General features: G+C 39.5%; 27 protein-coding genes. 19 read left to right on the top strand and 8 right to left on the bottom strand.

Features of this window, described 5'->3' with window-relative positions:
- Positions 1-9: 9 nt before the first annotated feature.
- Positions 10-1,032 (bottom strand): DUF2804 domain-containing protein, encoded by a 1,023-nt coding sequence (locus tag EHQ64_RS16600; protein WP_135650922.1) that lies wholly within the window; start codon positions 1,030-1,032, stop codon positions 10-12.
- A gap of 138 nt (positions 1,033-1,170) precedes the next feature.
- Between EHQ64_RS16600 and EHQ64_RS16595 the strand changes: the two genes are divergently transcribed.
- Positions 1,171-2,058, top strand: coding sequence for an LIC_13029 family protein (locus EHQ64_RS16595; protein ID WP_135650921.1), 888 nt, complete (start codon positions 1,171-1,173; stop codon positions 2,056-2,058).
- Positions 2,059-2,079: 21 nt separating this feature from the next.
- On the opposite strand, the gene EHQ64_RS16590 is transcribed toward EHQ64_RS16595, so the two are convergent.
- Entirely contained in the window at positions 2,080-2,673 is a 594-nt protein-coding gene (locus EHQ64_RS16590) for a DUF6962 family protein (protein WP_135650920.1), read from the bottom strand.
- A gap of 115 nt (positions 2,674-2,788) precedes the next feature.
- Between EHQ64_RS16590 and EHQ64_RS16585 the strand changes: the two genes are divergently transcribed.
- From EHQ64_RS16585 to EHQ64_RS16545, 9 genes are all read left to right on the top strand, one after another.
- Positions 2,789-4,066 carry a hypothetical protein gene (locus EHQ64_RS16585; RefSeq protein WP_246048816.1) on the top strand — a complete coding sequence of 426 codons (1,278 nt, stop codon included), beginning with the start codon at positions 2,789-2,791 and terminating at the stop codon, positions 4,064-4,066.
- 86 nt (positions 4,067-4,152) lie between these two features.
- The gene (locus EHQ64_RS16580) at positions 4,153-4,974 is read left to right on the top strand and encodes an aldo/keto reductase (protein ID WP_135650919.1); all 822 of its coding nucleotides are present in this window, start codon (positions 4,153-4,155) and stop codon (positions 4,972-4,974) included.
- Positions 4,975-4,976: 2 nt separating this feature from the next.
- On the top strand, positions 4,977-5,810 hold the full coding sequence (gene lepB, locus EHQ64_RS16575) for a signal peptidase I (protein WP_167882425.1): 834 nt from the start codon (positions 4,977-4,979) through the stop codon (positions 5,808-5,810).
- Positions 5,811-6,578, top strand: coding sequence for a signal peptidase I (gene lepB / locus EHQ64_RS16570; protein ID WP_135650917.1), 768 nt, complete (start codon positions 5,811-5,813; stop codon positions 6,576-6,578).
- 84 nt (positions 6,579-6,662) lie between these two features.
- Entirely contained in the window at positions 6,663-7,112 is a 450-nt protein-coding gene (locus EHQ64_RS16565) for a MarR family winged helix-turn-helix transcriptional regulator (protein WP_135650916.1), read from the top strand.
- A gap of 105 nt (positions 7,113-7,217) precedes the next feature.
- Positions 7,218-7,655, top strand: coding sequence for a DoxX family protein (locus tag EHQ64_RS16560; protein WP_135650915.1), 438 nt, complete (start codon positions 7,218-7,220; stop codon positions 7,653-7,655).
- A gap of 290 nt (positions 7,656-7,945) precedes the next feature.
- Positions 7,946-9,331, top strand: a complete 1,386-nt coding sequence (locus tag EHQ64_RS16555) for a sensor histidine kinase (RefSeq protein WP_246048815.1) — start codon at positions 7,946-7,948, stop codon at positions 9,329-9,331.
- Between the two features lie 65 nt (positions 9,332-9,396).
- A complete protein-coding gene (locus tag EHQ64_RS16550) occupies positions 9,397-9,678 on the top strand; it encodes a GNAT family N-acetyltransferase (protein WP_135650914.1) in 282 nt (93 codons plus the stop codon).
- Positions 9,675-10,016: a VOC family protein gene (locus tag EHQ64_RS16545; protein ID WP_135650913.1), complete on the top strand. Its 342-nt coding sequence runs from the start codon at positions 9,675-9,677 to the stop codon at positions 10,014-10,016. Before EHQ64_RS16550 ends, EHQ64_RS16545 begins: the two co-directional genes overlap by 4 nt.
- On the opposite strand, the gene EHQ64_RS16540 is transcribed toward EHQ64_RS16545, so the two are convergent.
- From EHQ64_RS16540 to EHQ64_RS16530, 3 genes are read right to left on the bottom strand one after another with little or no spacing between them, the layout of a single operon-like run.
- A complete protein-coding gene (locus EHQ64_RS16540; RefSeq protein ID WP_135650912.1) occupies positions 10,013-11,254 on the bottom strand; it encodes a BaiN/RdsA family NAD(P)/FAD-dependent oxidoreductase in 1,242 nt (413 codons plus the stop codon). The genes EHQ64_RS16545 and EHQ64_RS16540 overlap by 4 nt on opposite strands.
- Positions 11,224-11,679 carry an OmpA family protein gene (locus EHQ64_RS16535; RefSeq protein ID WP_135650911.1) on the bottom strand — a complete coding sequence of 152 codons (456 nt, stop codon included), beginning with the start codon at positions 11,677-11,679 and terminating at the stop codon, positions 11,224-11,226. Before EHQ64_RS16535 ends, EHQ64_RS16540 begins: the two co-directional genes overlap by 31 nt.
- Positions 11,680-11,686: 7 nt before the next feature.
- On the bottom strand, positions 11,687-12,553 hold the full coding sequence (locus EHQ64_RS16530; RefSeq protein WP_135650910.1) for a pirin family protein: 867 nt from the start codon (positions 12,551-12,553) through the stop codon (positions 11,687-11,689).
- A gap of 75 nt (positions 12,554-12,628) precedes the next feature.
- Here EHQ64_RS16530 and EHQ64_RS16525 point away from each other — a divergent pair, with 75 nt between their 5' ends.
- Both EHQ64_RS16525 and EHQ64_RS16520 read left to right on the top strand, forming a co-directional pair.
- On the top strand, positions 12,629-13,099 hold the full coding sequence (locus tag EHQ64_RS16525; protein ID WP_135650909.1) for an SRPBCC family protein: 471 nt from the start codon (positions 12,629-12,631) through the stop codon (positions 13,097-13,099).
- 102 nt (positions 13,100-13,201) lie between these two features.
- On the top strand, positions 13,202-14,905 hold the full coding sequence (locus EHQ64_RS16520; protein WP_135650908.1) for a hybrid sensor histidine kinase/response regulator: 1,704 nt from the start codon (positions 13,202-13,204) through the stop codon (positions 14,903-14,905).
- Here the strand turns inward: EHQ64_RS16520 and EHQ64_RS16515 are convergent.
- From EHQ64_RS16515 to ilvB, 3 genes are all read right to left on the bottom strand, one after another.
- Positions 14,902-15,498 (bottom strand): anthranilate synthase component II, encoded by a 597-nt coding sequence (locus tag EHQ64_RS16515; protein WP_135650907.1) that lies wholly within the window; start codon positions 15,496-15,498, stop codon positions 14,902-14,904. The two genes, EHQ64_RS16520 and EHQ64_RS16515, sit on opposite strands and share 4 nt — an antisense overlap.
- The gene (locus EHQ64_RS16510; protein WP_135650906.1) at positions 15,495-16,913 is read right to left on the bottom strand and encodes an anthranilate synthase component I family protein; all 1,419 of its coding nucleotides are present in this window, start codon (positions 16,911-16,913) and stop codon (positions 15,495-15,497) included. The genes EHQ64_RS16515 and EHQ64_RS16510 overlap by 4 nt, the downstream gene beginning before the upstream one ends.
- Positions 16,914-17,125: 212 nt before the next feature.
- Positions 17,126-18,853, bottom strand: coding sequence for a biosynthetic-type acetolactate synthase large subunit (gene ilvB / locus EHQ64_RS16505; protein WP_135650905.1), 1,728 nt, complete (start codon positions 18,851-18,853; stop codon positions 17,126-17,128).
- Positions 18,854-19,211: 358 nt separating this feature from the next.
- On the opposite strand from ilvB, the gene tpx reads away from it, so the two are divergent.
- From tpx to EHQ64_RS16470, 7 genes are all read left to right on the top strand, one after another.
- Entirely contained in the window at positions 19,212-19,727 is a 516-nt protein-coding gene (tpx, locus tag EHQ64_RS16500) for a thiol peroxidase (protein WP_135650904.1), read from the top strand.
- A 128-nt stretch (positions 19,728-19,855) separates the two neighbouring features.
- Positions 19,856-20,509, top strand: a complete 654-nt coding sequence (locus tag EHQ64_RS16495; RefSeq protein ID WP_246048814.1) for an SGNH/GDSL hydrolase family protein — start codon at positions 19,856-19,858, stop codon at positions 20,507-20,509.
- A 1-nt stretch (position 20,510) separates the two neighbouring features.
- A complete protein-coding gene (locus EHQ64_RS16490; RefSeq protein WP_135650903.1) occupies positions 20,511-21,308 on the top strand; it encodes a hypothetical protein in 798 nt (265 codons plus the stop codon).
- A 4-nt stretch (positions 21,309-21,312) separates the two neighbouring features.
- A complete protein-coding gene (locus tag EHQ64_RS16485; protein ID WP_135650902.1) occupies positions 21,313-21,699 on the top strand; it encodes a hypothetical protein in 387 nt (128 codons plus the stop codon).
- A 177-nt stretch (positions 21,700-21,876) separates the two neighbouring features.
- Positions 21,877-22,593 (top strand): sterol desaturase family protein, encoded by a 717-nt coding sequence (locus tag EHQ64_RS16480; RefSeq protein WP_135650901.1) that lies wholly within the window; start codon positions 21,877-21,879, stop codon positions 22,591-22,593.
- A gap of 16 nt (positions 22,594-22,609) precedes the next feature.
- Positions 22,610-23,035: a DUF3995 domain-containing protein gene (locus EHQ64_RS16475; RefSeq protein WP_135650900.1), complete on the top strand. Its 426-nt coding sequence runs from the start codon at positions 22,610-22,612 to the stop codon at positions 23,033-23,035.
- Positions 23,036-23,156: 121 nt separating this feature from the next.
- Positions 23,157-23,812 (top strand): hypothetical protein (locus tag EHQ64_RS16470; RefSeq protein WP_210410879.1); only part of this gene is annotated, 656 nt, incomplete at its 3' end.

Raw genomic sequence — 23,812 nt, 5'->3', positions numbered from 1 at the left:
TGTATAGAACTACCAAAGAGACCTATGAAACTCTGTAAATCCCCACACATCCTTTATCTGGACCTCTTCTCCTTTTTCAGGTCTAAAACTTCCCGAAAATTTTCCTACAAACTGGCGGAAATATAATTTGGTCCAGATCAAATTTACCTTTTCTCTTCTTTCTCCCTTCGGTTCGAATTCGAGTCGTATCCTACCCTCTTCGTCCCATAACCTCCAAGGTTTATAAGGATCTTTCTGAGAAAAATCGAATATACATTTTGTAACTCTTTGCCTTTCCGAATTGATCCAGTAAGCATTCTCGGGGAAAAAACTTTCGTTTACTAATGCGGCAAAGTTCGCACCTATCTTGGTCCGATTCGGAAGTACGGAGGAAAAAGCCGCCCAATACCAATTCGTTTCTCTTCTTAAATATCCGCCGGACCAATCATAGACCATAGTGGTCCTTTCTCTGTCTTTGACTAGTTCCTTGTTTTCGTACTTTACGGTAATTCGATCAGGGATTAGAGGAGAACATTTTTCTGTGAAAGTCCAACGACTCGGCTCGGAAGGATTTAGGACCCTTAAGGGATTATGCGAAATGAGAGAATACGGAAACTCTCCGGAGATCTCTAATTTATTTCCAAAATTTGCATCCAGAAGAAGTTTCCCTTCTTCATGGGACTTTCTGATATTTAAGAAGGACTTTCCCTTCTTAAAAGAGATCTCGTATTCATCGGGATTCGCAGGGAATTTCAGGGCAAGACCTAAGTCGGGACCTTTTACATCGAACTCGTAAACTTTTCCCTGATCGAATTTATACAAATAAGCAAATACGTTATACGCATATCCTAGGCTCACTGCGGCAATTCCTACCAAACAGTCTTCCATCAAGATGCCTAAATAATTGAAAGAATGGAATGCGAACTTTTTGCGGAGCCCCTTGATTTCCTTTCCGAAAAAATCCTGAAGAGTAAAATCAAGATGATTAAATTCGATCGGACCGTCCCAAACTCCATAGTGTACTTGATTCTCGGGTCCGATAATTTTTTGCATAGATTTCGCTCGATTTTCGAACGCTTAGAGGAAAAATCAATGGGATTTCTTTCCTACTAACCAAATCTGCTTTACAATTAACTTTTTCCTAGCAAGATCGACCTAACAATCGTTCGGGAATATCGGCATAACCATTCTATGGGAGAAATCCAGAGCAAACATGCAGGAAGCAGCGACATACTCGAGACTTCCGACTTAAAAACTCTGAAAGATAAAAAAACTTCCCGAGAAATCTCAGTTCTTCTCTATCGGGTTCTGTTCCGGAGTGAAGAAGTCCGAGGAGGCTCGGTTAAAGTCGTAAAAGAGACTTTTATCCGGACCCATTCCAATCATCCAGAGCTCTTCCCAATCTTAGATAGAACCAAATTCGCTCGAGATATGGTTTCTGTATTCAAAACTTCCTCAGTTCTTAGCCCGGAAAAATTAGATACATTCTTCACTTCTATTCACGCAGCATTCCAAAACGAGATCCGTTACCTATTAGGTAAATCCACTCAATTCACTTTTGATATCATGTTCCAGGTAATCGAATCCATCCTTCAAGAGATGAGCCATCCGGAAGATCAGAGGACTGTGGATGTAAAGGACAGAGAGCTCATCTTAAAACATTTTAGGGCATATAACGACCTATCCAAATATTTTAATAAGATGGGAACTTCAAAAGCGGTAATCGATAAGAAGGACGATATCATCACCGAGATCTCTATCAATCATAAGGAGATTACGATCGTATCCATCGAGAATATGTTCCGAAATATTCTGGCACAGATCTTACTCTCTAGAAAATACAATTGTGGGACATTGATAGATAAATGGTCCACAGAATACGGCTTCGGTCCGGAACAGGCCCAGTCTATGAGAAATTATATCCAGCAGACTGCGACCTTAACCGATTTTAGGACACAATATGCAAACGCATTACGTGCTATCGGAACGGAGAATGATATGGATCTGATGTTCCTAAGAACACTTTCTAACTATTATTCTTCTTGGGTTACCCAGGTTTCAGAGCAGATCCCTGCTTAACTAAAACCCGGGATTTTTAACTTAGCCTAATCTTTTTAAAGAATATCCCAAGCAGTACGAAGCCGCGGCAAGTCCGTAATGAAATAGATCCACTTTGAGGATCGGCCCAATAGATCCTACGGTCCCGATCACGAGTCCGGAAAGAATAAAAAGTAACGCACCTGCGATACCATATAATGCCGCAGTCTTTTGATTTCCCTTATACTTTCTGATACAAACGACGATCACAAAAACTAAAGAAACTCCTCCGATTATAGTGGAGTAAATTCCCAGAGAATAAAGATAATCTAATATAGCTAGAATTAACAGGATCAAACTAAGTAGATTCCAAGTTTTAGGATTTATTTTTCCTAAACCTGCATTGAAGAAGGCGATCCCGATCCAAGGAACTCCTACGACTCCCGCTATATGAACGATAGGTCTGTAAATAGGAGTGATCCAATTACCACCTAAGAAAAAAATAACTCCGAAGAAAGCACCTAAAGCGATCAAGAAAAGACCGTAGGCTCCACCTTTTTTAGAAACATTCCCTTTCGCAGAAGTTTGGACGGAAAGAGCGGCCCAAGCTGCGGCGATTGCCAATACTAAATCTGAAATTGCAGTACTTATTTGCATGACGAACAAGGAATCCGAACCGAATCAAAAATCAAGAAAGAATCATGCCGATCCGATGTGTAATGTTTTAAAATTGATTTTTCGGATGTCTTATCTATACTCGGGACTTTTTATTATGGGCTTGGACTCTTGGATCTTAGAAAACGGCAATCTACGCAAGGATGTTAAAAATCCTTACTCGAGCGGATGTATACTCATAGTCGGCATCTTATTCTTTGTCGTTTTTGGAACGATAGCTTCTCTTTTTTTTGGAGTATTGTTATTAACTGGAGAAGATAAAGTTCTCCCCGGATTCGCGCTCTTCTTCACTGCTACGATTTCCTTTCTTTTCTTTTTCACGATCCGAAATTATAGAAAGGTATCACATCTGATCAAAACGATCGAGTTCCTATCTGAAACTTCTATTCTTTCCATAAGAGAAACAGGCCAGCCGGATACTGAATTTTCTCTCTCAGAATTCATCTCTTATATGATCTTGCAAAGAACGGAAAGATCCAGCTCCTCTAACTCAGGTTCAACCGTCTCTTCCGGAAATTGGAGATACTGGGATCTCTATCTCTTACACCAAGACGGAAGTTGTATCCTAATAGAAACATTTCAAGATAAGGAATCGTTAAAAAAAGGATTAGATTTTTTTAAAACAAAATTTCCATTTCCGATTTTCGATAGATCCGGATCAGGATTAACAAATCCAACATCTTCTCCGATCTCCCAGAAACAAGATCCCAAAAAGGGAGAAACTTCTAGTTTCATTAAAACTAATTTTGTAGATGGAGGAACAAGGATTGATATCTTGGAGCCGAAGTCTTTCGGGAAGAAGTTCATCCTCAGCATAGTCCCGATCTTATTTTTTGGAGGTTGGTTTACAATCCTACACTCCTTTTTGGAAGATCCGGAAAATTTAATTTTCCTAATATTCTTCGTTCCATTCTCCTTACTTTTTTTGGGAATACTAACCGTTCTCACGATTTTTGTTCTTTTCAAAAAGACGGAGATACTTGCAAATTCATCCGGATTAAAATTACGTTATTCCACAAGGATCCCGATCTTAAGTTCTTTATTATATAAAGAGAGAAGTATTCCTATAGAAACTATCCGAAACCTAAGGACCTTACGTATCGAAAAAGATTCTTACGTTCTTTGTGTTTCTCTAAAATCGAACAATGACCAAAAAACGGGATCCATTTTGGATTTCTTATACAATGTGCAAGCAGTCAATCTATCTGATAAAAAACTTCCCGGAGACTCCGAATTATTAGGATTACTTATATTGGGGTCCTGGGTCTTGAATAGTCCCGGTTACTCAGATCTAGTGTATGCAGAAAATGAGATCCAATCCGTACTAGGCTTAGAAGAAGTGACTCTAACATTCTCAGATTTAATCTCTTCTTAATAAAAATCGTAGTTGAGTCTCCGTAAGTTCAGTATAAAAAAGCCCGGGTCATATCTCAGTCTGAATACTGAGGAGTCTAAACACGTATGCAAAATTTAGTCTTAAATCAGTCCGTCCGTTTAAATAACGGGGTCGAAATGCCTGTATTCGGTTTAGGCGTTTGGAAAACAAGATCCGGTAAGGAATGTGTAGATGCAGTTCTCTCTGCTCTCGAATTAGGGTATCGACATATAGATACTGCAAAAATTTACGGGAACGAATCGGACGTAGGAGAAGCCATTCGAAAAAGTGGAGTTCCTCGAAACGAACTATTCATCACAACAAAACTATGGAATAGCGATCAAAAGGATCCCCGCAAATATCTAGAAGAATCCTTAAAAACGATCGGAGTAGATCAAATAGATCTTTATCTCATCCATTTCCCGGTTGCAGGGACCAGAAAACAAGCCTGGAAAGAATTGGAAAAGGCTTACAAAGATGGTTTAGCTAGAGCGATCGGAGTCAGTAATTACACAATCCCTCATCTCCAGGAATTATTCCAATACGCGGAAATTACACCTGCAGTAAATCAGGTAGAATATCATCCATTCTTGAACCAAAACGACCTTCTAAATACTTGCAAAAAGAATAATATAGTATTGGAAGCGTATAGCCCCCTCGCCCATGGCCAAAGGATCTCCGATCCAAAATTAGCAAAAATTGCGAAAAAATATGGAAAAACCCCGGCTCAAATACTGATCCGATGGGCTATAGATAAAGGAATGGTAGTGATCCCTAAATCGGTAAAAAGAGAAAGGATCCTCGAAAATTCTCAGGTATTCGACTTTTCATTGAGCGGATCCGATCTCCAGGAAATGGAAACCTGGAACGAAAATTTTAGGACCTGTTGGGATCCTACAGGAGCATAAAATTGAATAAACGGGGATCCGCACTGACATATTTTTTAAGGCCGATTCTTTCAAAAATACGTTTTCGGATCCTCGTATTATTACTTCCGATCGGATTTCTTGTAAACTGTGACATTACGATCGTATCCATATTCAAAGAAAATGTAATAGATAATAATTATATACCCGCAGGCTCCATGGAACCCAATCTGCAGATCGGGGATTATATAGTTGTCAAAAAATTCAATTTTTCTCCAAAAAGAGGGGATCTGATCACATTTAATGCTCCGGAGGCAGCAGTAGGACCGGAAGAAAGCACCGGACCCTATAGAAAAAAATTTGTGAAAAGACTCATAGGTCTCCCGGGAGATACTATCTCCTATTATTTCGAAAAGACTTCAGGGCCGGAACAATATCATTTTAGGGTCATATTGAATGATGAGTTACTTCCTCTGGAAACTTCCGACGAAGTCCTACACCAGGAAGATTTCGATATCGAGATAGAAGGATTAAAATTATATTATGAACGGGTCGGGGACAAAAAATATAAAATCTTTTCTTATGGAAAACCATACCCTTTTATTTTTTTACCATCAGGTGAAAAACTCACATTAGGGGAAAATGATTATTTCGTATTGGGAGATAATCGGGGAAATTCTTCCGATTCTAGATTTTGGGGTCCGATCCAAGGCGAGGATATTTTAGGGATCGTAGTTTATAAGTATTTATCTTTCAATTGGAAAGATTATACCTGCAAAGAATTTTTAGAAAGAAGCGCAGAAGAATGCCCTAAAGATATTTTTTCCAGATTTTCCAGAATGAAATTTAGAACCAAAAACTTAGGCCCGATCGAATAAATGCCCAGAGTTCCGATCCAAATATTACTCTTACTATTTACCCTACTCTCTACAAATCATTGTACAAAATCCGCTTTGGAGCTGTTTGAAAATCACATATTCGAATTTCATAAAATAGAATCTTTAGATAATGAACCTTCTCTTCAAAAGGGAGACTATGTTCTTATTCGAAAATACGATCTCAGTTTCAAAAGAGGAGATTTAATCTACTACAAGGGGGATGATCCGGAAGGACTTCCGAATAGGATCTATTTTCATAGGATAATCGGTTTGCCTGGAGATAAAATTTCATATTGGTATGAATCTTATAACGGCTGGGACTTTCTTCGTTTTCGAACAAACGAAAAAACGAACGAATTGGTATATCAAAATGAAATTCTAGATCAGGATAGATTCGATTTCGACCTGACCGGACGCGAAAAATTAGAAGAATGGATCGGAGTCCGAAAATATTATATTTTTGGTAATTACGCAAACTATCATCAGAAAGATGAATTCTATTCCCTAAAACAAGAGATTATATTAAAGGATAAAGAATATTTTGTGATCGGAGATCTTCGCTCAGCGTCTTTTGATTCCAGGCATAAGGGTCCGATCAAAAGAGAGAATATTATAGGAAAACCTTCCTTCATCTACTTTTCGATCAATTGGAAGGATAATACCTGTAGAGAAGTTTTGAATGAAGAAGCTACCGAATGTCCTACAAATTTCGGCACAAGGCTACTCAGATCCCATCTCAGGGTCAAAAATATAGGCTCCCCTATGTAGATAGACCAGGGTGCAGAATTCTTTTTTTGTTGACTTTTTCCTATCCGGGCAGTCTATACAGTAATAGTTCAATCTTGAAGTATTATGGCTACTCACTATAAAGGAAAGTCTAGAGATATAAAAGTTTTAGACGCTTATATCAAATTAAGCCGATGTGCGGATTCTATCCGTACTATGGAGGAGAAATTCCTTGGTCAGTACAATCTGACTAGCGGCCAATTTGGATGTTTGGAAACCTTACATCATCTCGGACCTATGTGCCAAAAAGAGATCGGACAGAAAATTTTTTCCTGCGAAGGAAATATCACACAGATCATAGACAATCTAGAAAAAAGAGATCTAGTTGTGAGAGTTAGAAGTGAAGAAGACAGACGTTATTTTATCATTAATCTAACTACAAAGGGAAAAGAGTTAATCGGAACTTCTTTCCCAAATTATTTAGAGCAGTTAAAACAAAAGATGGCCTGCCTAAGTGATGAAGAACTTAAAAATTTAGGACAGATCTGCAAGACTGTCGGACTTAAATCAGCGTAATCTATTAGGAGGTGTTTCATGTTTTTCGGATTTTTCGGCCCATTACTTTAATAATAAACTATTAATCATTAGACTATATATACGTAAATCATTCAGGAGATGATCGTGATTCAAAAAATATTTAAAACAGATACAGACATTACTTCCCTAATTCTCAGAGTTACTCTCGCAGTTGTGATGTTCCCACATGGAGCACAGAAAGTTTTAGGATGGTACGGTGGATACGGACTCTCCGGAACCTACACATATCTTACTACCGCAGGTTTCCCTGGCTTCTTAGTGATCCTATTATTCGTCGCTGAATTTTTAGGACCTTTCGGATTACTCTCAGGTCTTCTTACCAGAGTTGCAGCAGCGGGTATCGCAGTGGTAATGACAGTCGCAATCCTTCCTCATGCAGAGCATGGATTCTTTATGAACTGGGCAGGAAATCAAAAAGGAGAAGGTTTCGAATTCCATCTTCTAATGATCGCAATTTCTTTAGCACTCGTGATCAAGGGTGGAGGAAAGTTATCAGTGGACGGAGTAATTTCTAAAAACTAGAACGAATTATTTATACCTAACTACCAACTTCAGAGAGGTCTCCGGACCTCTTTTTTTTTACTCATGCAAGAAGAAGGTATCGAATATCATTCAACTAACGTGACGAAAAATTGTTTTAAAAATAATCTGAATACAAGGCAAAAAGGAAAAACTAATCATAAGGGGTTAGTATTTTTTCGTTTTTTGATTATTATTAATAAACGAAGAACACGATCTTACATAATTCATTATGAAAATAGAAACAAATAAAATTCCCCGCCGCTTTTTATTCGAACTAGGGTATTATAGTTTTGATAGATTCGAATAGTCTATTTATAACAGTTATGGGAAAAGGAAAAAAGCTCGGGCATCTGGATCGGGTTTTCAAATCGGTCCAAGATTACCTAACTCCAAAAATTCCGGTCTCCTCCGGACTTTCTTTTTGGAGAGAACTGATCTTAACCTCAATCATTTTCAGCATAGCTTTACTAGGCTCGATCGCATATGTCCCGAGTGTATATCTCGCTTGGACAGAAGGAAAAACAGAAGTCCTCTGGATAGATTCCTTCGGATTAGGACTTATCTACCTACTCTTACTTGCAAAAACATTTCCATTCTCCTTAAAGGCCGCATTGGTCCTTACAATGAATTTCTCACTCGGATTTTCTCTTCTACTTTTTATCGGTCCTGAAGGTGGAGGATTACTTTGGTTATTCCCTTTTCCTGTGATCGCCGGAGTATTATTCGGACTAACCCCTTCCCTACTCGGATTACTTGCAAACGCGATCGCAGTATTCGTAGTGGCTCGGTTACAGATGTATATGAACTTACAATGGCATATGCTACCCGAAAGAATGTACGTTGTAGGATTAAATTTCATTATCGCAAATACGATCGTATGCGTTCCTCTTACCATCCTGATGAGAGGTTTGCAGGAAAGTGTTCAAAGAAGACATGAATACCTAACCAGCCTCAGATTAAGAAAAGCTCATATATACAAATCCAAAAGAACTTTGGAAAAAGAGATATCGAGAAGAATAGAAATAGAAAGGACCTTAGAAGAAAATCTAAGAGAGAAGGAAGTTCTACTTCATGAGATACACCATAGGGTAAAAAACAATCTTCAGATCGTATCCGGAATGTTGAATTTGCAAAATATGTATTCATCCGAATCAGGTACATCTGAAATACTTTCCAAGGCACAAAGTAGGATCACTGCAATGGCGATGATCCACGATCATTTGTACAAGCAGGACAAGTTCGCAAATGTGGATATGAAAACATATTTGGAGTCCCTACTCAGACATTTGGTTACATCCTATTTTCCTACAGGGAATCGGATCGGTTTCGAATCGGATCTGGATCCTGTAAGACTTTCTATGGAAAAGGCAATTCCTTGCGGTCTGATAGTTACAGAATTAATTTCAAATTCCTTAAAACATGCATTCCCGAAAGAGGTTGAAGGCAAAATTTCGGTTCAGTTAAAAGTAGAAGCTGATAAGATCCATCTTACCGTCAAAGACGACGGGGTCGGAATGCCTTCTATCCAAGAATGGTTCGGGCAAGGATCTAAAGTTAAATCGGATCAGGATTCCCTCGGTTTGATGATCATCCGTTCTTTATGCAGTCAATTGAAGGCGGAATTAGATCTGAAAAATGTAGGAGGAACTTCTGTTTGCTTGATTTTTAAAACCTGATCGATTTTTCTTACCAAGCAGATCTTTAAACATATCTTCAAACAGTCGAATGATAAGAGGGGAAAATGAATCCAGTTCAACACGATGTCGCTGCCAAAAAATTCCTGATCCTCCAAGATGGAAGAGAAGCTCATTTGGTATATAGGGAGATCGGAACCCATGTATGGGACTTGTATCATACTTTTGTTCCTACTGATTTTAGGGGAAAAGGGATCGCTTCCCTACTGGCAGAAGCCGCATTAAAAGCCGCAAAAGAACAAGGAAAGAAGATCATACCGAACTGTTCCTTCGTTCAAACTTATCTTAAAAGACATCCTCAATATTCCGACCTGGTAATTATGGAATGATCCATCATATCGCGATTGCCACGGAAGATCCGAAAACATTAAAAGAATTTTATATGCAGATCCCAGGCCTCGATTTCGAAAAAGATCATGTCTTACCGGATGGGAATCTCAGATCTTCCTGGTTTTTAGCGGGATCGACTCGGATCATGATTGAAAAGGAAAATGTTCCCAAGGCTCCTCACGCACTTATCTTTTCAGCGAATACTAAGGAAGAAAAAGAAAGATTAGATTCCCTTTTCGGAAATTCGTATGTTCAAAAAACTGAATATTCTAGATATTTCTTGGATCCGGATGGAAATCGTTTAGGATTTAGTTCTTTTCCGGAACCTTGGAATTAGATCTCTGCCAAAGATCTTGCAGCAATATAAGAAGTAGTCCAAGCATTCTGGAAATTAAAACCGCCGGTGATGCCGTCTATATCCAAAACTTCTCCCGCAAAATATAATCCCGGAACTACCCTACTTTCCATTTTAGAAAAATCTACTTCCTTGCGACGAACTCCTCCACAAGTTACGAATTCATCCTTAAACGTTCCTTTTCCGGAGACTTTAAAAACTGTTCTTTTGAGTATTTCTTCCACCTGGTGTAATTCTTTAGAGGAGATATCGGACCATCTTTTCTCGCTTCCGGAAACATTCTCCCAAATCCTTTCCCAAAATCTGGAAGGCAGATCAAATTCAGAATAGGTCCCAGGTTTACGTGCAGGATTTTCCTTTTTCCGAGATAAAAGTTTTTCTCGAACTTCTTGTCTGGACAAATTAGGGACCCAATCCACATAAATTTCAGTTTTATAATCGCATTCGAATAATTCCCTAGCTCCCCAAGCGGAAAGTTTTAGGATAGCGGGCCCGCTTAAACCCCAATGTGTGAAAAGGACAGGGCCTCTTTGTTTTAGTTTAAAATTTTTGAATGTAATCTCTGCGTCAGAAACAGACAACCCTTGGAACCCTTCCAGCAACGGATCCGAGATCTCAAATGTAAATAAAGAAGGGACCGGAGATTCGATCGTATGACCCAAATTTTCCAACCAAGTCCAAACCTTCTTAGCAGAACCGGTAGCAATCAGTACAGAATCGAAATATTCTTCCCCCTCTTCCGTTTGGACCCTGAATCGTTTCTCATTTGGATCTTCACTTTTATAGATCCCTAAAATAGAAACTTTGGTTTTGATCTTTACTCCAGATTTTTTTGCCTCTTCTAAAAGACAGGAAATGATAGTTTCAGAATCGTCCGTAACAGGGAACATTCTTCCATCATTTTCCGTTTTCAATTTCACTCCTCTGGATTCGAAAAACTTTATGGTGTCCTTTGGCTGGAATATTTCGAATGCTCTTCTGAGCTCTTTTTCTCCCCTTGGATAACGTTTTGATAATTCTTCCGGATCGAAACAGGAATGAGTGACATTACACCTTCCCCCGCCTGAAATTTTTACTTTAGAAAGTACGTTGGGAGATTTTTCGTATAAATGAACGGAAGCCTTTCCTTGGGATTGAATTTTAGTTTGGATGGCCCCGAAAAAGCCTGCGGCTCCTCCGCCGATTACGATCACTTTTTTATTTGGGGAACCAGGATACAATCTACTCTCCTAAAACGATCCTTATTCTTGTTTCCAATACTTTCAGGAGCCGTCCCGTGAAAAGAAACTAAAATCCTAGTTTTTGGTATCCCTATCTTCTCCAGAAATCGTTTTACTTCCATGGCCCTGTCTTTAGATAATTTTCTATTTCCAGCGGGAGTTCCATAATCGTCGGTCCATCCTTTAACCGAGATCTGATTTTCCAGTTCTTTCCAGGTTTGTAGGATATCCTTCAAGTTACGATCGGGAGAAGATATAATCTCAGCTCCGCCTGCATGGAAATAAAAAGAGACCTCCAAAACTTCCGGCCTTTTATCTTCAGGCAGAGTAGAGATTAGATTTTCTTGTTTCCGTTTTCTTTTAGGAATTAGAAGATAAAGAGCCGCTCCTCCCAATAGACAAATTAGGATCAGGAACGGCTCCATGAAGGAGTTATATTTTTCCCATTTTTCCTTCCGAATAATCTTCGAAAGCTTGTTGTATCTCTTGAGGAGTTGTCATCACGAAAGGGCCATAACGTGCCACAGGCTCATTCAGAGGTTGCCCTCCTAAGATCAAAACTTCCCAAGCAAAATTTTCAGGAGCACGAAGGCCTATACTTCCTTCCCCCCCTTGGTAATATACGGTTTCTCCTTCTTCCAGATCATGTTCCGCATCCGAATCTATGACGGTCCCTCCTCCTACAAAAGGATACGTTAGAATATTATATCCCTTAGGCACTGGAACCTCCGCATAAGATCCCGGAGAAAGTTTCAAATGAAAGAATACGATCGGGGTCTGTGTCTGGATGACTGCATTCGTTCCCCAGAGGTCTCCCGCGATCACCTTTGCCCAGACTCCGTCCTTTTCTACGGTTGGAAGTTCGGAAGAGTCCATTTCCTGATAGTTTGGGGAAATAAGTTTTTTATCCCTTGGGAGATTGACCCAGATCTGAAATCCGTGCATTCTGCCACCACGAGATTGAAAATCAGAAGAAGGAAGTTCTGAATGTACAAGTCCTGCACCTGCAGTCATCCATTGGATCCCGCCTTCTTTTAATTTTCCTGCATGTCCCCAAGAGTCCCTATGTTCCATTTCTCCAGATAAAAGATATGTAACTGTTTCAAAACCCCTATGAGGATGATCGGGGGCTCCGATCGCTTTTCCCGGTTCGTAAATTACCGGTCCCATTTCATCCAATAGCAAAAATGGATCCCAATAAGAAAATTGCGGAACTGGAAAAGGTCTTCGGACAGGAAATCCTCCACCTTCAATAGTTTTTTCGGCGATTCTTGTTCCGGTTATTCGTCTAAAACCCATATTTCCTCTCTATACTACATTGGACTCGAAAAGGAATTCTAAGGGAATTCTTTTTAATAAAAGAGAGAAGTTTCCATGGCGACGACTACGATAGCATTCACGGTACCAATTTCTCTGGGCAGAGCGTTCGATTATGTTTCGAATTTCGAACGTATGTCCGACTGGTCTAAAAATATTCTCTCCTTTAAAAAAATCGAAAGTACTCCCGGTTTTCAAATAGGAACTAAACTTTGGATTTTCAATTTTAAATATGAATGCCAGATCTTGGAATCCAAGTATCCAAGCAGGCTAGTGTTAAGGATCAAAAACAGATTTTCTGAAAGTACTGAGACCTTCTGCTTTTACCCGGACCCGAAAGGCTCGGATACGGACACAAAAATCCTTTTTACAAGCCAGATGGAATTATCCGGATTTTCTAAACTATTCAGGTCCTGGATTTATCCCAAAGCGTTCGAAAATACCCGCAAAAGTATTAGAAAATTGCAAGAAATCCTATCCCAGGGAAAAGTTTTGGGGGCCCGCAATTTTCAGGTCATTCACAGTTAAATCCGCAAAATAATCCAATAATTCGTTAAATCCTTGCGTTTTTGTTTTCCAATGGGAGGATAAGCCCCACTATTTTTAGTCTATTAGGGTTAGTCTAGAACAATGGAAAACCTTCCGTATAGCGTCGCTCCAATACCCGAAAATGAAGAAGAAAGGCTTCAGGCGTTAAGACGTTATAAAATATTAGATACTCCTCCCGAGGAAAAATACGACGGCATCGTACGTGCGGCATCCCTAATATGTGGGGCTCCGATCGCCCTAGTTACCCTAATCGATTCTGAAAGGCAATGGTTTAAGGCAAGGCTCGGTATAGACGATACTGAAACTCTTAGAAGGGATTCTTTTTGTCAATTTGCGGTTGCAGAGAATAAATTCTTAATTGTAGAAGATGCCGAAACGGATTCGAGATTTAAGAGCAATCCTTATGTATTAGGTGATCCTAATATTCGATTTTATGCAGGTGCCCCTCTCAGAACTCCTGACGGTTATGTTTTGGGGACCTTATGTGTAATCGATTCTAAACCTAAAAAAATAACCCCAGCAGAAATACAGGCTTTAGAAGCACTCGCAGATTCAGTTGTCTCTTTTATGGAATTGGATGCTAAGTCCCAGGCCTTGATCCAATTGCAATCCGTAGCTTTAGAATTACAAAAAGCTAAAGAACAATTTTTTGTGAATATGAACCACGAGTTTAGGACCCCTGTTCATGGGATCCTAGGAATGGTAGATCTACTGCGCCAGACAGAAAATTCAGACCAACAAAAACAGTATCTGGATTCTTTGACGGAGAGTGCAGAACATCTGATCCGACTGATCAATGATGTAATTGATTTTAGTAAGGCCGAATCAGGATCCATGCATTTCACACATCAAGATTTCGATTTGGTCTCTCTTCTGGAAAGATATTCGGAAGAAGCTTCTGATGAAGCGTTTAGAAAAGGATTGGCATTTAAAACGATTCTTCCTCCTGCCAAAACGAGTCTTTATGTTAAGTCGGATGCGATCCGGATCAGACAAATTTTATCCAATCTAGTTTCCAACGCGTTAAAGTTCACCGAAAAAGGTGGAGTCACTTTAGAATTAAAAGTAGAATCGGAAACTGAAAGTAATATTCACTTATCTCTGAGCGTAAGAGATACTGGGATCGGAATTGATTCTCATCGGATCCCGATCTTATTCGAAGCGTTTTCTCAAGCGGATATTTCTTCTTCCAGAAAATACGGCGGAACAGGGCTCGGTCTTGCGATCTGTAAAAGGATTTGCGAAGCCTTGGGATGGGAAATTCATGTTGAGAGCGAGTTCAGAGTAGGATCCACTTTCATTTTAGAAATGGAATTGCCTAAAGCAAGTTCCGCCGAAACGAAACGAAAACTAGAATCCAAAACTCAGAAAGATCTGGATTTCTCTTCTCATTCGGATCTGAAAATTTTAGTCGCCGAAGATAATCCCGTTAACCAAAAGTTAATAGAAAAAATGTTAGAGAGAATGGGCCTTAAATGTGCTCTCGTCGCAAATGGTCTAGACGCATTAGCATATTGGGAAGAAAAAGATCTGGATCTGATCTTATTAGATATCCAAATGCCCGAGTTAAGCGGGATTGAAACTGCAAGGATCTTAAAGAAAAAACCGAGCTCTCGTAAAATCCCTTGGATCGTAGCTGTTACAGCTCATGATAGCCCAGAAGATAGAGCTGCCTGCGCGGAAGCAGGAATCGATGATTATCTCGGGAAACCTTTCCGTATGGAAGATTTGGCAGAAAGGCTCCGAGATTTCCTGAAGTATTCCTCTTCTTCTATCGCTTCTTAATTCGATATTAGAAAATTAGAAAGCATCCTCCTTCCCCCTTCCGTCGCAAAAGATTCCGGATGGAACTGAACCCCTTCTATCATTTTTTCCTTATGACGGATCCCCATGAGCTCATCTCCTGCAAATGCAGTCCTCTCCCACTCCATATCCAGGCTTTTATCATCCACTATCAGGGAGTGATATCTCATCACTTTTAATTCGGCAGGAAGATCCTTAAAGACCCCATCTCCGTCCGTTTTGATAGTGGAGATCTTACCATGCATCGGGTATTCTGCTTTTATAATATTCGCTCCTGCGAAATATGCGATCCCCTGCATTCCTAAACAGACACCTAGGATCGGAACAATCCCTCCCAACTGCTTCAATATCTCCATAGAACATCCAAAATATTGAGGATCTGTAGGAGTTCCAGGTCCGGGAGAAAGTACGATCCTATCATATTTCTCTTTTAGAACCCTGGAAAGATCCGCCTCGTTTTGCCGGATCACATCCAATTGGAATCTATAGGGAAATTCCTCTTCTAAAATTTCTCCTACAAGCTGAAATAGATTATAAGAAAAAGAATCGTGATGATCTACTAATAAAACTTTCATTTGAGAGCCTCCATCGCTTTTAGAACCGCTCCTAATTTATGACCTATCTCCTCGTATTCCGCCTTAGGATCGGAATCGATCACTATGCCGCCCGATGCGCGGATCACAGCTTCTTCTTCCTTTCTGAAATAACTTCGGATCGGGATACAAAAGGAACAATTTCCATCAAAACCGAATCTTCCTACAGCTCCCCCATACGGTCCTCTTGGATCATTCTCGATACGATGAATGATCTTCATGGATTCTATTTTAGGAGCACCACTTAATGTTCCGGTTGGAAAAGATGCCGCAAGGCCTGAGAACATATTTTTTCCGGGCCTAAGTATACCTGAGACTTCGGTAGAAAGATGTTGCACATGACTAAATCTTTTTAACGCAAAAGAATCTCTTACCTTTACTGTCCCGAATTTGGAAACTCTGCCCAGATCGTTTCTGTGAAGATCCACTAACATATTATGCTCCGCGATCTCTTTCGGATCGGATAATAATTGTAGCGCAAATTTACGATCTTCTTCTTCGTTACTCCCTCTTCTAACAGTTCCTGCTAAAGGAAAACTTTCTGCGAGCCCGTCCTTCAAACGAAATAACAACTCAGGACTAGCTCCCAAATGAACTTCTTCCGGAAAGGAAAGAAAGAACATAAAAGGAGAAGGATTCACTTTTCGAACCGATTTATATAATTCTAAATCTCCTTTTCTACGGAAATTTTCCGTTGTATTCTCCCCGATCAGAAATGTTTTTCTGAAACCGATCTGGCATTGGAATGTATTTCCGCTTCGGATCTCTTCCAAAACTTCTTCCACCATAGAACGATGCTCTTCTTGTGTTTTAGAAAAGCCTAAATCGATCGCTTTGAATTTTCCGTTTGGAGGAGTACTTTTGAAAAAGATCTCTTCAAAAAGAGAAAAACGATCCGTTCCGTAATGAAAATATTTGGATTCTCCGGTCCTTCTATCTAAAAGGATCCCGTCTTCCATCCAAGCGAAACAGAACTTAGGAAATTTTGGATGTTCCTTTAATCCGAGGCTTGACTCCATATCATTCGCTGCCTCATATGAAAGATAACCGTAGAGGCCACCGCCTCCGGATTCGCTGTACTCTAAAAATGAATTTCGACCAGGAAAGATTTCCGAAAACATTTCGTACGGATTCCCGATACCGATCGGCCTTCCATCACATTCGAGGATATTCTCTTTTGCTTTAAATGTTCTCTTTGGAAAACCTGAAACGAAACTAAATCTAGAATTATCCGATTCAGGACCTAAACTTTCGAATAAAACCGCAGTTTCAGATCCTTCTAAAAGTTTTTGAAAATAATCCAGAAGCCCTTCTTCTTTTAAAGGAAAAGGTTTTAGGATGGGTTTTGGCGAGAGTGAATTCGCTTCTTTTCTTAAATTTTGTAATTCTATGGACATGATCATCTCCTTTTGGTAATTCCGGACCTTAAATACCCGGAAATTCATTATAAAAACAGAATGTAAATATAATTAGGCCCGGGAGGGCCACCAAGAGGAGTTAGAAAGAATAGAGAAATGAATATTGGATAAAGATAAATAGATCTCAGACTTCCCGAACGAAATGAACGGGAAGTCCTGAGATAATAAGATCAGCTTGTTAAGGCCTGTTCTCAACCTAAAAGCATCTCCAAATTACTTTTGCCTGGAGGAACCATAGGAAGCACCTGCAGGTCCTCGTGGATCGGAATTACAACTAGCCCCGGCCCTTTTTCTTTTAAGAACTTTTCTAGATCGTTTAGATCTTTTCCGGACTCTCCCATATCTAAACTAGAGATCCCGAATGCTCTGGCGATCTTGGAAAACTTTGATTCGGAAGGATAAGAACTGCCATTATACCTTGCTCCGTAAAAAAGATTCTGCTGTTGACGAACCAGTCCTAAATTCCGGTTATCGAATATTATAATTTTAAGATCCGATTGTAATTCACTCAGAGTATCCAGTTCCTGTATATTCATCAGAATAGAACCGTCTCCCGAGAAACATACTACCTTCGAATCAGGATCCGCCAAAGAAGCTCCGATCGCAGCAGGCAAACCGAATCCCATAGTTCCTAATCCTCCGGAAGTAAGCAGGGTCCCCGTCTTTTCAAACGGATAATATTGAGCCACCCACATCTGATGTTGCCCTACATCAGTGCTGATCCTTGCATTAGGACCTAAGAACTTCGCAACGGAAAAAATGATCTCCTGAGGAGAATAACCTTCGGTAGCAGTAATAGAACGTAATGGATAGAGTTGTTTGTAAGAACGAACTTGCTCTCTCCATTCTTCTCTTATTTTTGTCCGGAATTCTCCCATACTTTTTAGGAAGAATTTCAAGTCGGAACAAAAACCAAAATCCGGTTTTCGTAGCTTTCCGATTTCCTTATAATCTATATCCACATGGATCACTTTCGCGTTCGGGCAAAATGTTTCCAATTTGCCTGTAGCACGATCGTCAAAACGAACTCCAAACGCCAATAGTAGATCCGAATCATGCAATAGACGATTCGTATAAGGGGCGCCGTGCATTCCAAGCATTCCTAAAGCCAAAGGATGGTTTTGAGGAAATGAATCTAGGCCCATTAGGGTAGAAACAACCGGAATATCCTGGGTCTCTGCTAAAGATAAGATCAGATCTTCCGCGCCGGATCCTTTTACTCCTCCGCCAATATACAGAATCGGTTTTTTAGAATTCTCTAATAAATGGAAAAATCTGGACCTGTCCGATTCAGAGATAAACGTATCTTGTCGATTTTCCCTTTCTTGTGATGCCCATATCTCTTCGATTTGTTGGATAGATAAAGAGATCGGAGCCGCTTGGATATCCTTCGGAACATCTATCCAAACCGGCCCGGGCCTCGGCCCTTCCGCGATCCGAAATGCTTCCGGTAAAACTCGAATTAATTCCGAAATGGATCGGACGAGATAATTTTTTTTAGTGATCGGTAATGATAGCCCGTAGGTATCTATTTCTTGGAACGCATCCGTTCCGATGAGAGATAATGGCACTTGTCCTGTAATTGCGACTAACGGAATAGAATCCGATTTTGCATCTGCAACTGCTGTAATTAGATTTGTAACTCCTGGGCCCGAGGAAGCTAAACAAACTGTAGGTTTTTTTGTGACCCTAGCTTCTCCTTGGGCCATAAATCCGCCTGCCTGTTCTTGTCTTGCAAGTATATGACGGATCCCACAATTATGAAGAGCATCGTATAACGGTAGATTGGCGCCGCCCGGGATCCCGTATACGTTTTGGATCTTTCTCCTTTTTAAATATGCTACGATCAATTCGGCTCCATTCTGAGGAACCTTATCTTCTCGAAGCCAGGCTTTGTTCTTTTCCGTAATCGTTTCCATTTTTTGCCTCATGCAGTGTAGAAATAAAAAAAGCCCCCCTCGGCTTTACGCCGAGAGGGGCTTTTCGAGGATTGCTGCCTACGAAAGAACCTTAGGGCGTAAAGCCTGACCAGGGTAGCGTGACCACTACCACCATCCAGAGGACGACCCAAAGGGTAAGGTTAGACTGTAGACCGATGTTCTTCATTTCGTAGAAATATAGACGGATAAACCGCTAAGGTTATTCACATTCCTCTCCTAAAAATTTGCAAGAACTTTTTGGAACCTTGCTTCTGTCTGAAAGAATACGGAAGGTGCGGATTTTCGTGTTGCTCAATTTAGATTCTCAACATATCATCCCTTCCCGAAGGAAACAAAAATGACAAGCGTCACTCTTAAAGGTAGCCCAGTTCAACTCGAAGGAAAATTATTAGAAGTAGGAGCAAAGGCTCCGGATTTTGTAGGAACTGCAAAAGATCTAAGCCCAAAATCACTGAAAGATTATAGTGGAAAAGTAAAGATCCTAGTAGCCGTCCCAAGTTTAGATACATCAGTTTGTGCAATGGAAACTAAAAAATTCCATGAGCGTGCAGCGAAATTAGACGGGATCGTAACATTAGTCATCTCAGGCGATCTTCCCTTTGCGATGAATCGTTTTTGTACAATGGAAGGTTTGGATTCTCCTAACTTGGTACCATTGTCACAATTTAGGGATTTTTCCTTTTCCAAAGCTTACGGAACTCATATTTCTGAAGGAGGCCTGAAAGGACTTTCTGCAAGAGCAGTCTTCGTATTGGATAAAAACGATGTAGCACAATATGTAGAATTAGTGCCTGAGATTGCAAGCGAGCCGAATTACGAAGCAGTAATCACCGCGGCAAAAAAATTAGTTTAAGTTTTCATAAACTAAGATGAAAGGACATTTCGGATACAAAGTCCGATCAGGGCAATCTGTCCGAAATGTCCTATAGTGCTAAAACAAAAAGTATTGAATGAAAGATTATCTTTTTGGATGATGTTTTCATGCTTACCCAGGTTTTCCAAAGAGAAAAAAAAGCCCTACTTTTTCTGGCATGTATAGCATTTTCCTTAATAAACTGCGATAAAGATCCTTCTTCCGACTCCGAAAAGATCCTAAGTTTTATCTCTAAACCTTCTTTAGCTATGTACGGGGATAGCATTGTCGCGTCCTGGCCTTCCGAAGAGCAATTATCGGAATTCAACACGTATCGTTTTGCAACCCCCGGAATTGATACAACAAAGATACTTTCATACGTCCAAAATGATAAAAACAGGTATGACGCTTGCCTATATGAAGGCGGGATTAATGATTTTTTAGGAAACTATTCTCCCAGTCAATCTCAAGTAGACGCCACAATAGATAGGCAGATCCAAAGTATCCAGATACTTCAAACAAGATGTAATCATGTATTCGCATTAAATCTTTGGAATATAAAATTCCCTTGGCCGAGCTTAGCGGTTGCAATGATCACGGCTACAATGAAAGAAAGGGTCCAATTTGTTCCGAGAATAGATACGGAATTATTGATCACGGATGATATGCTTACGGATGGGAATCATCCCAATCGAAATGGGTACTTAATTCTATCCAATGCAGTCGGTGATCAAATCAGACCTTATTTCCCGATCTTATACTTAAACGGGCCGGAAAATTGAGATGAAAGTCCCATATATCTTTCTATTTTTAATTTTCTCTTCGATATATTCTATCCCGTTATTTTCTGCACCGAATGATCCTGTTCATCCTAATTTAAACCAAGAGATTGCAGTTTATAATAAAATTTACGTATCAGGAACCGCAACGGAAAGAGCCCCAAGACCGGAAGATGGCTACGAAAGAGAAAGAAAAGTTTCTGCTTACGGAGAAATGAAACTCGGAGATTCTTTTTCAGTAACCGCAAATTACGGTTACGTGGACCATTATTCAACTACTAGAAAAACATGGAGTGGATGGGATAGATGGGGAGTCGGAGCGAAATATTATAAGAAGACCGACTTCGCTTCATTTGGCGGAGGGGTCCAATTCTTTGGTCCGGCAGTGTCCCAGCCGAAAGAAGCGGACATTAATCCTGATCTATTCTTACTCAGAGCCTATTTCGGAGGATTGAAACAGTTTGGAGCATTCTCTGTACAAGCTACTTTCAGTTTCGAGTCTGAAACCAATTCTTCCGGAAAGGAAAGCATAGAGGAAAACTTTAAAAGATTCTTATATTCGGGGCTTACGCTTTCATATAGTTTTACGCCTAAAACGAATCTACTTTTTGAGATCAGCCATAAAACGTCTGCGGGAGATACGATCACTCCTTATTCAGATGCATTAATTTTTGCTCCCGGAATACAATATTCCACAAATCAAAACGGATATCTGACTTTTTCAGCGATGATCCAAACGAGAAGCGATTTCAATATAGATAGAGGATTCAAGATCGGCTATTTGTATTTTTTCGGAGACTAAAAGAATGCGCTTTGAACCAAATAGAAACAAATTCCGAGCCTGGATCATATTCCTATTCTTCCTTTTCATCGGAACACTTTTAGTTTTCGGATATGAGGTTGTCTTATTCTATGAATGCTCTCCTGCGAATTATTGTTTCCATTTTATACGAACTCCTCTCAGAATTTTCCTAGTTTTCTCCATTCTTTCCATTCCAACTTTTGCAATAATGAAGCGATACATAATCATAGGGCTCATTCCTTATATCGTATTTATTATTGCTTGCCGATATTATGATCCGTATTTTTCAAAATCTCAGTTACGTAGATCTTTCGTATTTGGAGCAATTTCCATTTTTGGGATCCCTCATTATTCTGAAATCTCGATACAAGAGATCTTAAGTTCCGAATGAATAACGTTACTCATATCCCATACGCAATAGAGTTCCGTATAGAAAGATAACAATAGATATAAGTTCCCCAAAAAACTAAATCTTCCAAAATATATTTCCAATTTTTTTCGGACCTAAGGTCAACGACCCAGTTCTAACTCTTCATCATCCGGATGAGAACTATATTAGAGGATTAGAATGTTATTAGAAATATTTATTATAGCTGGGATATGCTTGGTCATAGAAAGATTGATCCCGGGATGGAAATTGCCTAAGGTAAAAACTTGGCCTATCAGAGTGATCTTAGTGAACTTGATCCAATTAGGAGTAGTCGTACTAGCGGGTTTCACCTGGGAAAAATGGTTTTACGGAAGTTCTATTTTTCACGTCTCCAATTTTCTAAATCCGATTTGGGGAGGAGTTTTTGCTTATTTTATAGCTACATTTATTTTCTACTGGTGGCATAGATGGAGACACAATTTTGATTTTCTTTGGGTTGGATTTCACCAGATCCATCATAGCCCTCAAAGATTGGAAGTGATTACTTCATTCTATAAACATCCTGGAGAGATGATCCTAAATTCAATTATTGGAAGTATTTTAGTCTACGCGATCTTAGGTTTAAATTACGAAGCAGGTGCCGTTTATACATTCTGTACCGCTATCGGCGAATTTTTCTATCATACGAATATCAAAACTCCTAGATGGATCGGATATTTTTTCCAAAGACCCGAAATGCATAGGATCCATCATCAATATGATCGTCATAAAAATAATTATGGGGACATCGTATGGTGGGATATGTTGTTCGGAACATATGAAAACCCAAAAACATTCGATTATACATGCGGATTCGATCCGGAAAAAGAAGAAAGATTGCTGGACATGCTCGTTTATAAGGATGTTCATAAATAAGGACCAGAGGTGAGTTATGCAGGCGGAAAAAATCGTAGGAACACTTACAGGTTGTATTCTTTTCTTACTCTCCGCCTTGCATGTATATTGGGCCTTCGGTGGAAAAATAGGATTTCTGGACGCCCTACCTGAAATCGAAGGAAAGCCCAGTTTTATGCCAAGCACCGGACTCACACTTCTTGTAGCATTAGCCTTGCTCGGCTTTGGGATCCTCGCTCTATGGGCAGGCGGGATACTTTTTATTCCAAATAAAACTAGTTCGATCTTTTCTCTTTTATTATCCTTAGTTTTTTTTGGAAGAGCGATCGGAGATTTTAAATTGGTCGGGTTCTTTAAGAGAATCAAAAACACCAGGTTTGCAAATCAAGATTATCTCTATTACTCTCCCCTTTGCGTTCTATTAGGTTCTTCGTATTTATTTTTAGGTTATAAGAATTTCTGATCGGTTTCTATTAACCCGATATTTGCTCAGGTTCTTCTGTAGGAATTCCTACAGAAAATTTATAATTTTAGTCTTAATCCTGCATTTAATAGATATATAAAATAAGGACTCTCACTACTCAATGACCCAAACTATATTTCAAGTAATCGAAATCTTCCAAAATATTTGCGTAGGCATAGCATTATTAATTCTATTCTTCGGATATTTTTGGATCGTTACTGCATGCTTTCAAATCCATTGGGGATGGGGCCTTATATCGATCCCGTTAAGTTGCATTATAATCATACCGATTGCTATTCATTGGAAACAACTCAAAGGTCCGGTATTGTTCCTTCTTTGCTTAATTCCTCTGCTTGGAATTTCATTTTTCGGCAATGAATTAATATACTCTATTTACTCTGAAGATGAACCTGTAGCTGTTAATATTGAAGAATTGTATAAAGGAAAATATCCCGACAGCTTTTTTATAAAAATTGGCCCCCACAAAAATATATATACGGAATCCTTTGGAGAACTTGATGAAAAAAATTCTAAAATAAAAGAAGGCACAAAATTCTATTATCCGCTCGGGCTCAAGAAAAGAACACTCAACAAAGAAGATTTCGCCACCCCTATCCTCTTATTAGGACAAGGAATATATGGCGAAATAGATAATGCAGATAAAGATCAAAATACTGATCATTCTTATGGAATGATTAAAAAGAGAGGAGATACTTTATCGAAGGAAATTAAGGATTATTATAGGGAAAATTTTCCTGAGATAGATATAAATAACGT

Source organism: Leptospira sarikeiensis, assembly GCF_004769615.1.
Classification (GTDB): domain Bacteria; phylum Spirochaetota; class Leptospiria; order Leptospirales; family Leptospiraceae; genus Leptospira_B; species Leptospira_B sarikeiensis.
The sequence above is the reverse complement of the archived record's forward strand: the minus strand, read 5'-3'. Positions and strand labels throughout refer to the sequence as shown.